The organism is Kitasatospora sp. NPDC057692 (genome assembly GCF_042799475.1).
GTDB lineage: Bacteria > Actinomycetota > Actinomycetes > Streptomycetales > Streptomycetaceae > Kitasatospora.
The window spans coordinates 1-8,329 of the sequence record NZ_JBHVIV010000159.1; the positions used below are offsets into that span (position 1 = coordinate 1).

Annotated in this window: 10 protein-coding genes; 4 read left to right on the top strand and 6 right to left on the bottom strand. The window is 74.5% G+C overall.

Annotation, left to right across the window (positions count from 1 at the left end; all coding sequences use genetic code 11):
- On the top strand, positions 1-182 hold a 182-nt coding region (locus tag ACFVFS_RS39865; protein WP_380629960.1), incomplete at its 5' end, for a hypothetical protein.
- A gap of 39 nt (positions 183-221) precedes the next feature.
- On the opposite strand, the gene ACFVFS_RS39870 is transcribed toward ACFVFS_RS39865, so the two are convergent.
- The 5 genes from ACFVFS_RS39870 to ACFVFS_RS39890 form a co-directional block, all read right to left on the bottom strand.
- Positions 222-641, bottom strand: a complete 420-nt coding sequence (locus ACFVFS_RS39870; protein WP_380629962.1) for an SHOCT domain-containing protein — start codon at positions 639-641, stop codon at positions 222-224.
- 196 nt (positions 642-837) lie between these two features.
- Positions 838-1,527, bottom strand: coding sequence for an NUDIX domain-containing protein (locus ACFVFS_RS39875; protein WP_380629964.1), 690 nt, complete (start codon positions 1,525-1,527; stop codon positions 838-840).
- Positions 1,524-2,684 (bottom strand): type III polyketide synthase, encoded by a 1,161-nt coding sequence (locus ACFVFS_RS39880; protein ID WP_380629965.1) that lies wholly within the window; start codon positions 2,682-2,684, stop codon positions 1,524-1,526. Before ACFVFS_RS39880 ends, ACFVFS_RS39875 begins: the two co-directional genes overlap by 4 nt.
- Before the next feature lie 59 nt (positions 2,685-2,743).
- The gene (locus tag ACFVFS_RS39885) at positions 2,744-3,949 is read right to left on the bottom strand and encodes a cytochrome P450 (RefSeq protein ID WP_380629967.1); all 1,206 of its coding nucleotides are present in this window, start codon (positions 3,947-3,949) and stop codon (positions 2,744-2,746) included.
- 232 nt (positions 3,950-4,181) lie between these two features.
- Positions 4,182-4,778 (bottom strand): TetR/AcrR family transcriptional regulator, encoded by a 597-nt coding sequence (locus ACFVFS_RS39890; RefSeq protein ID WP_380629969.1) that lies wholly within the window; start codon positions 4,776-4,778, stop codon positions 4,182-4,184.
- 139 nt (positions 4,779-4,917) lie between these two features.
- Between ACFVFS_RS39890 and ACFVFS_RS39895 the strand changes: the two genes are divergently transcribed.
- A complete protein-coding gene (locus tag ACFVFS_RS39895; protein WP_380629971.1) occupies positions 4,918-5,727 on the top strand; it encodes an SDR family NAD(P)-dependent oxidoreductase in 810 nt (269 codons plus the stop codon).
- Positions 5,728-5,729: 2 nt separating this feature from the next.
- Here ACFVFS_RS39895 and ACFVFS_RS39900 read toward each other — a convergent pair whose 3' ends face one another.
- Positions 5,730-6,164: a hypothetical protein gene (locus ACFVFS_RS39900; RefSeq protein WP_380629973.1), complete on the bottom strand. Its 435-nt coding sequence runs from the start codon at positions 6,162-6,164 to the stop codon at positions 5,730-5,732.
- A 124-nt stretch (positions 6,165-6,288) separates the two neighbouring features.
- Between ACFVFS_RS39900 and ACFVFS_RS39905 the strand changes: the two genes are divergently transcribed.
- Together ACFVFS_RS39905 and ACFVFS_RS39910 are read left to right on the top strand one after the other, a co-directional pair.
- On the top strand, positions 6,289-6,819 hold the full coding sequence (locus ACFVFS_RS39905; protein ID WP_380629975.1) for a hypothetical protein: 531 nt from the start codon (positions 6,289-6,291) through the stop codon (positions 6,817-6,819).
- A gap of 114 nt (positions 6,820-6,933) precedes the next feature.
- Entirely contained in the window at positions 6,934-8,163 is a 1,230-nt protein-coding gene (locus tag ACFVFS_RS39910; RefSeq protein ID WP_380629976.1) for a GNAT family N-acetyltransferase, read from the top strand.
- Positions 8,164-8,329: the final 166 nt, after the last annotated feature.

Sequence of the window (8,329 nt, forward strand, 5' to 3'; positions counted from 1 at the left end):
AGGGCGGGCAGGGCGGCGGGCGCGGGCAGGACCGCCGCGACCGGGGCGGCTCGGGCGGCTCCGGCGGCTCGGCGCCGCTGGGCAACAGCGCCATGGCGGACGCGCTGCGCCGGGCCGGGCTGGCCGGCGGAGGCTCGGCGGACGACCGCCGCTCCGGCGACCGCCGTTCCGGGCGGCGCTGAGCCAGGCGGTGCTGGGCCGGGGCCCGGTATCCGGCGGCCTCACACCAGCAGCTTGTCCTTCGCCTTCTGGTACTCCTCCTCGGAGATGGCCCCGCTGGCCTTGAGGTCGGCCAGTTTGGCCAGGTCCTCGACGTGGCTCCGGCCGGGCGGCGCCTGCGCGGCCCCCTCCCCGGGGCCGGCCGCCGCGTCGCGGATGTACGCCTTGAACGCGGCGTCGGCCTTCTGGGCCTGGGCGATGTCGCGTTCACCCATGCCCTTGCCGCGCGCGATGACGTACACCAGCACACCGATCAGCGGCAGCAGGATCACCAGGATCATCCAGCCGGCCTTGGCCCAGCCGCCCATGTCATGGCTGCGGAAGATGTCCGTGATGATCTTGAAGAGCAGGAAGAACCAGAGGATCCAGAGGAACAGCTCCAGCATCGTCCAGAAGATGTTGAGCAGCGGGTAGTTGTCCATGACGGCTCCCGTCGGTGCGGGCCCGAGAAGGACCCGAGTCCCTTCGAGTCATACCACCGGACCTCGGGCACCGCGGCCCGCTGCTGCGCCATTCCGGTGGTCTTCCGACGGCCCTCCGCCAGCTCTCCGGCGGTCCTCCGGCGGTCCTCCGGCGGTCCTCCGGCGCCTCCCCGGGAGCGGGGGGAGCGGGCGCGGATCAGCGCGGATCCGACCGCAGCTCCACCGCCAGCGCGATCAGCTCGCCCCACCACGCGTCGTGGCCGTGCAGCAGCAGCCGCTGGGCCTCGGCCGGGTCCGTCGCGCGGACCTCGACCACCTGCTCGCCGTCGTCCGGGTTGGTCGGCACGGAGTCCACCGTGATCTCGGCCCAGCCCCAGAGCCAGGCCTTCTCGGGGTGCGGCTGCCAGGGCCGGTAGGGCACCGGGTCGTCGGTCACGCAGCGGTGCGCGCCCAGCCAGACCGGTTCGCCGAGCAGCCGGGCGCCGGCCTCCTCGCGCAGCTCGCGGACCAGGCAGGAGTCCACCGACTCCCCGTGCTCGCGGGTGCCGCCGGGCAGGAACCAGTGGTCGCGCTCGTCGCGGCAGAGCACCACCCGGCCGCCGTCGGTGAACCCCACCAGGTGGATGTTGGTGACCAGCTCGTCCGGCGGCAGGACGGTGGAGAACTGCGCGTCGTAGCGGCCCCAGGCCCAGTACTGCGGGGCGTGCAGCGCGGGGAAGCGGGCGGCCAGCTCGTCGGCGCGGCCGGTTCCCGAGGGGGTCCGGCCGGCCTCGGCGGGGCGGGACGGTCTGGGGATCGGCGGGGCTCCGGCGCCGTCCGGTGTCGGGGCGGCCCCGCCGTTCTCCGTGGTCTCGGTGGTGCCGGTGGTACCCGTGGTTTCGGTCATTCGGTGATCGTAGTCCCGGCCGGACGCAGTAGGGTGGCCGTCCGGTGAGCGAGCGTCAGCTCCGCGGTGTCCATCGCGCGCGACCGGCGCGGGACCACCGCCTCCAGCGAGGTGCCGACCCAACTGCCCAGCGAGATCTCGGCGGTGATGCCAGGACCGAAGCCCGCGATCAGCCCCTGGGTGCCGTCCTCGACCCCGCCCTCCTCGAACATCCGGGCCAGCGCGTCGAAGACCACGGCGCTGGCGATGTTGCCGCGCTCGGTGAGCGTGGCCCGGGAGAACCGGAACGCGGCCGGCTCCAGGTTGAGGAAGTGGCAGAGGTCGTCGAGGATCCGCGGACCGCCCGCGTGCACGATGTAGAAGCCGAGGCCCGAGACGTCCCAGGCGTGCTCGATGGCCAGCGCGCGCAGGGCGGGGGCGAGCATCTCCATCGTGCCGGGGACGCGCTTGTCGAGCTGGAAGTGGAAGCCGGTGTCCTTGACCCCGTAGGAGATCCAGTTCTCGGTGTCCGGCACCAGGTGCGAGCCGTTGCGCTCCAGGTGGACGCCGGTGCCGCCGCGGCCGCGCAGCACGACGGCGGCGATCGCGTCGCCGAACAGGCCGTTGGAGAGCAGCGAGCCGACTCCGATGTCGGTGGGCTGGTAGCAGAGCGAGCAGAACTCGCAGGCGACGATCAGCACGTTGGCGCCGGGGTAGGCGCGGCAGAAGTCGTGCGCCCGGTTGACGGCGGCGCCGCCGGCCGCGCAGCCCAGCTGGGCGATCGGCAGCTGCCGGGTGTCGGAGCGGAACCCCATCTCGTTGATCAGCCACGCGGTCAGCGAGGGCATCATGAAGCCGGTGCAGGACACGTAGAGGATGAGGTCGACGTCCCGGGCGGTGAGCTCGGCGTGGTCGAGGGCGCGCTCGACCACCTCGGGGACGCGGCGCTTGGCCTCCCGCTCGTAGACGGCGTTGCGGACGGTGAAGCCGGGGTGGCGCAGGGTCTGCTCGATGGGCTGGACCAGGTGTCTGGTCCGCACCCCGGTGTTCTCGATCAGCCGCAGCGCGAGGCCGAGTTGCGGGTGGTCGGCGTGCAGGGTGCGGGCCAGGTCGAGGGTCTCGTCGAGCGTGATGACGTGCTCGGGAACGGCGATGGCGGGTCTGCAGAGTGTTGCCATGGGTGGATCTCCCGTCGGGCGGGCCTGGGTCTACGGATGCGGCTGGGGGCGGTGGGGGGTCACCAGGCGACCGGCAGGGTCTGCGGGTAGCGCCAGATCGAGCCGGTCTGCCAGTCCAGCTCGGCGGGCGGCACGGCGAGCCGCAGCCCGGGGAACCGGTTCAGCAGGGTGCCGATGGCCACCTGGAGCTCCATCCGGGCCAGGTGGGAGCCCAGGCAGTGGTGGGTGCCGTAGCCGAAGGTCATGTGGGTGGGCGCGCCGCGGTCGAGGTCGAGCTCGTCGGGCCGCTCGTACACCGCCGGGTCGCGGTTGGCGGCCAGGTAGGAGACGTGCACCGGCTCGCCGGCCCGGATCAGCACCCCGCCGAGCTCGACGTCCTCGGTGGCGACCCGGGCGATGCCGACCCCCTGGCGGAACGGGATGAAGCGCAGCAGCTCCTCCAGGCCGCGCGGCAGCAGGTCCGGCTGGGCGCGGAGCTTGGCCAGCTGCTCGGGGTGGGTGAGCAGGGTGTAGGTGATGTTGGAGAGCTGGTAGGTGCTGGTGTCGTGGCCGGTGACCAGCAGGACCATGGCCATGACGGCGAGTTCGTCGTCGTCCAGCAGCTCGGCGCCGTCCCGGGCGGTGGCGAGCGCGCTGATGAGGTCCTCGCCGGGCGAGCGGCGGCGGGCGGCGGTGAGCTCGGCGAAGTAGGCGCGCAGCGCGGCCTTGGCGTTCACCTGGCCCGTGCCGCTCTCCGGTCCCATGGACATCATCGCGACGGCGTGGCCGCGGAGTTCGGCGCGGTCCCCGGCGGGGATGTCGAGGAGTTCGCAGATGGTGGTGAGCGGCAGTCGGGCGGAGAGGAAGCGGACGAGGTCGGCGGGTGCGCCGTGCTCCTCCATCTCGTCGAAGTAGCCGTCGACGACGCGCTGGGTGTGCGGGCGCATCCGCTCCACCTGGCGGTTGGTGAAGCCCTGGGCGACCAGTCGGCGGAGCCGGTTGTGGGCCGGCGGGTCCATCAGGTTGATCGACTCGACCTGCGCGATCGGGGCGGGCGTCATCCGGGGCAGGTCACGGCCGATGCCGGCGGCGCGGCTGAACCGGCGGTCGGTGGTGACCACCCGGACGTCCTCGTAGCGGGTGGCGAGCCAGGCCTCGCCCTCGCCGTGCGGAAGGCGGATCCTGGCGATCGGCTCCTCGGTCAGCAGGCGCTTGAGCAGAGGGTCGAACTCCAGGCCGTCGGTGTGGTTGAAGGGGCAGTCCCACACGGGGGCGGAGGTAGTCACGGGCTGGTCCCAGGGGGCGGTTTCTGCCGCCCGGACGAAGGTCGTTCGGGCGCGGACGTGCCGATGTTCCCCCATCGGGCCGGAAAAGTGGGGACTCGGGCGATAGTTCCCTCGATCGAGTGATATGGCTGATTGTCGTGTGATTTAGGGAGGTTGGGAAGGCGATGCCCGGCGGCGGGCGGACCGGCCGGGCGGGACGGCGAGCGCGCCGCCCCGCGCGTCGGTGGGAGGGTCAGCGCGCGGTGCGCGGCCCCACGCCGTGGAGCAGGGTGTCGACGATCCGGGCCGCCAGGGCGTCGGGGTCGGCGGGGTCGGCCGGCGCCGCTCCGGCACCGCCGTGCAGGGCCTCGCCGATGAGCGCGTAGAAGACCCGGCGCACCCACTCCAGGTCGGCGTCCGCGGCGATCACGCCCTGTTCGCGGATCCGGCCGAGCAGGTCGACGCAGCGGCGGGCGATCTCCTCGTGCGTCCGCGCGGCCTGCTCGCTCTGTGCGGCCGCCGGCCCCAGCGCGAAGCCCCAGGCCGCCTTCACCCGCAGCACGTTGGCCGTCGCGCGGTGCAGGGCGACCAGTGGCGGGGCGGTCTCCGGGCGGCCGTCCTCGATGGCCTCGGCGAGCTTGGCCGCGGCCTCGGCGGCGAGCGCGTCGACCAGCGCCTGCCGGTTGGCGAACCGGCGGTGGACGGTGGTCCGGGTGACGCCGGCCGCCTCCGCGATCTGCTCCATGGACGCGCCCGGGGTCTCGGCCAGGACGCGTTCCGCCGCCGCGAGGATCGCGCGGACGCTGCGCTCGGCGTCGGCGCGCAGCGGGCGTCCGGGCGTGTTGCTCATGGTGTGCCTCCAGCTCTGGCGTACCCGGGGAACGGTACAGCGGGGGAACGGTTCGCCGATTAACTGAAACATTGGTGTCGCATCTTTGTGATTATCCGATACTCTCGTGTCACACATCGCGAGAACAAGGAGCACCACCGTGCGTACCGCCACCACTGCTCTGATCACCGGCGCCTCCTCCGGTCTCGGCGCCGAGTTCGCCGCCCAGCTGGCCGCGCGCGGCCACGACCTCGTCCTGCTCGCCCGCTCCGCCGACCGCCTGCACGACCTCGCCGAGCGCCTCGGCGAGGCCCACGGCGTCACCGCCCACGTCCTCGTCCAGGACCTCTCCGCCCATGACGCCGCCCGCCGGGTGGGCGCCGAACTCGCCGACCGCGGCCTGGCGGTGGACCTGCTGGTCAACAACGCCGGCTTCGGCACCTGCGGCCGGTTCGAGGGGATCGACCCGCGGCGCGACCACGACCAGCTGATGGTCAACGTCGTCGCGCCCGTCGACCTCACCCATGAACTGCTGCCCGGCATGCTCGCCCGCGGCCGGGGCGCGGTGGTCAACGTGGCGTCCACGGCGGCCTTCCAGCCGACCCCGTACTTCGCCGTCTACGGCTCGTCGAAGGCCTTCGTGCTCAACTTCAGCCTCGCGCTGCGCCAGGAGTACCGGCGGCGCGGCATCCGGGTCCTGGCGGTGTGCCCGGGCCCGGTGGAGACCGGGTTCTTCGACGTGATCGGCACCCGGAAGGCCGCCGTCACCGGCGGCTTCACCACCCCGGAGCCGGTCGTCCGGACGGCGCTGCGGGCGCTGGACGCCGACCGCGCCTACGTCGTGCCCGGCCTGGGCAACCTGGTCGGCGCCCACCTCGCGCCGCGCCGCCCGCGCGCGCTGGTCGCCGCGGTGGCCGAGCGGCTGTCGCGCGGGGTGCGCGACGCGATGGCGGGCGGGCGGGCCGCCTGAGGTCAGCTCCAGTCGGCGACGCGGACCGCGCCCATCACCCCGCCGGCGCCGTTGTAGAGGACGAGCATCCGGCCCGGTTCGTTCGGCCCGGCCCACCTCAGGTAGGCGCGGACGATGGTACGGGTCCGGGCGTCGACGTTCTCGGCGAAGTCGGTGGCCAGGTAGGTGTTGACGTGGTCGTCCTGCGGCACGGCCCGGTTGAGCCGGGTGACGTGGCCGAGGACGGCCGCCCGCTCCTCCTCGGTGCCCTGCTGCTCGACGTACCGGGTGAAGGCGGCGGAGCCGTCCTCGGCTCCGGGCGCCGGGGGCATCGCGGAAGGCGCGTGGGCGGGCCCCGGCCCGGCGGGCTTCGGCGCGTGGTCCGCCGGCCGGAACGCGACGGCGATCAGGACGGCGGCGGCAACGCTCACGGCGACCGTGATCGGACGGTGCTTCATCGGGTGACCTACCCCCTCGGTCGGCATGCCAGCCGACTCTAACAGTCCATCAGTTCAAGGATCGGTCGACGGCGGACGCCGCCCCGGGGAGAACCGCGGGGGCGCCGGCCGCGTCCGTGCGGGCGTGATCAGAACCGTGTTGAACGGGCTGCCGATGTTCTGGCCCGGGCTGCTCGCCTCGCTCGTCCCGGCGGCACTGCTGAACCGCCCGGTCGGGCGGCTGCTGCGCACCCACTGGGCGGTCGGCTTCGTCCTGCTGCTCGCCCTCGGCGGGGTGGCCACGCTGACCCTGCTCCCCGAGCACCCGCGCCCGTTCTGGCAGGACCCCTCCTGGGCGGGCGTCGTCCACCACTGCGCGCTCGACGGCCTGCGCCTGCGCCCGCCGGGGGAGTGGTTCACCTCGCGGCAGGCCGACCTCGCCGTCCTGATGTTCGCCCCGATCGGCCTGGCCGCCGCCCTGACCGGCTCCCGGCGGCGGGCCGGCGCCGTGCTCCTCGGCGGCGCCTTCCTCCCCTTCGCCCTGGAGGCCGCCCAGTACGCCGTGCCCGCCCTGGGCCGCGCCTGCGACGGCCAGGACGCCCTGGACTCCGTCCTCGGTCTCGCCCTCGGCGCCCTCCTCGGCCTCCTCGCCCGCCCGGCCCTGCGCCACGCGTGAGGACGGCCGACGGACGGGCCGCCGGTAAATCGCTTGACCGGGCCACCCGGGGGCGTTCCACTGAGCCGGGCACCGCGCGCCGCGGTGCCGCGACCAGGGGAGGCAGCCGCACTCATGGAGATCCGTTCCACCACCGAGCAGGACCACGACGTCTTCGTCGACACCCTCCTCACCCCGTTCGGGCTCGTCCGGGACACGCCGGCCGAGGACGGCGGCGGCGTCTGGTGGTCGGCCCTGGAGATGGACCGGGGTGTGATGGCGGTGTCGGACGACGGGCGGCCGATCGGCACGGCCGGCGCGTACTCCTTCGAGCTCACCCTGCCCGGCGGCGCCCTCGTCCCGGCCGCCGGGGTGACCACCGTCGGCGTGCTGCCCACGCACCGGCGCCAGGGCGTGCTCACCGCGATGATGCGGCACCAGCTCGCGGACGTGCGGGAGCGGGGGGAGTTCCTCGCGGTGCTGCTGGCCTCCGAAGCCGTGATCTACCGCCGGTTCGGCTACGGCCCGGCGACGTACACCCGGCGGCTGGCGGTGCCGCGCCACCGCTCGGCGCTCGCCGCCCCCAGGGCGGGCGGGGCGGACACCGGCACGGTCGAGCTGCTGCGGCGGGAGCAGTGCGTCGACCTCATGGAGGAGGTCTACGACCGCTACCGGCGGACGCAGCCCGGCGCGGTGTCGCGCCCGCACCGCTGGTGGGCCCTGCGCGCGGGGCAGCCGCCGATCGCCCCGGCACCGCGCTACGTCGCGGTCCACCGCGACGCCGACGGCGTGCCGGACGGGTACGCGAGCTACTCGCGGGGCGACTACGACCCCGTGACCAAGGCGGTCGTCCTGACCGTGGACGAGACCATCGCCGTCGACGACGCCGCCTTCACGGCCCTGGCCCGGTTCGTGCTCCAGCACGACCTGGTGACCCAGATCGTGTTCAAGCACCTCCCGACCGGGCACCCGCTGCCCTGGCAGCTCGCGGACTTCCGCGCGGGCGAGGTGTCCGGGGAGACGGACTGGCTCTGGGTGCGCCTGCTGGACGTCCCGCGCGCCCTGGCCGCGCGCGGCTGGTTCGCCGACGGCGAGCTCGTCCTCGACGTCGAGGACCGGTTCCTCGGCGAGCGGAACCGCTACCTGCTGGCCGTCCGGGACGGCCGGGCCGAGTGCGTCCCGACCGACCGGGAGCCGGACCTCTCGCTGGACGTCAGCGACCTCGGCTCCGTCTACCTCGGCGGCACCGCCCCGAGCACCCTGGTCCGGGCCGGCCACATCCGCGCCCACCACCCCGAGGCCGCCGCCCTCGCCGACACCCTCTTCCGCACCGACCGCCCGCCGTTCGCCCTGCACTGGTTCTGACCGGCGCGCGCCGACGGGCCCGCCGTCCGGCCCGTCCCGCTGAACACCCCGGCGCGGGGGGGGGGGGGGGGGCCGCTGACGCCGCCCCCCCCGGGCGCCCGCCCCCCCCCGGCCCCCACCCCCGGGGGGGGGCGAGGCGCCGCCCCCCGGGCCGGGGGGATAGTAA

Bases quoted from the DNA above. Each gene is read 5' to 3' on its own strand.
- ACFVFS_RS39870 (WP_380629962.1), bottom strand. From the start codon at position 641: ATGGACAACTACCCGCTGCTCAACATCTTCTGGACGATGCTGGAGCTG.
- ACFVFS_RS39875 (WP_380629964.1), bottom strand. From the start codon at position 1,527: ATGACCGAAACCACGGGTACCACCGGCACCACCGAGACCACGGAGAAC.
- ACFVFS_RS39880 (WP_380629965.1), bottom strand. From the start codon at position 2,684: ATGGCAACACTCTGCAGACCCGCCATCGCCGTTCCCGAGCACGTCATC.
- ACFVFS_RS39890 (WP_380629969.1), bottom strand. From the start codon at position 4,778: ATGAGCAACACGCCCGGACGCCCGCTGCGCGCCGACGCCGAGCGCAGC.
- ACFVFS_RS39900 (WP_380629973.1), bottom strand. From the start codon at position 6,164: ATGAAGCACCGTCCGATCACGGTCGCCGTGAGCGTTGCCGCCGCCGTC.
- ACFVFS_RS39910 (WP_380629976.1), top strand. From the start codon at position 6,934: ATGGAGATCCGTTCCACCACCGAGCAGGACCACGACGTCTTCGTCGAC.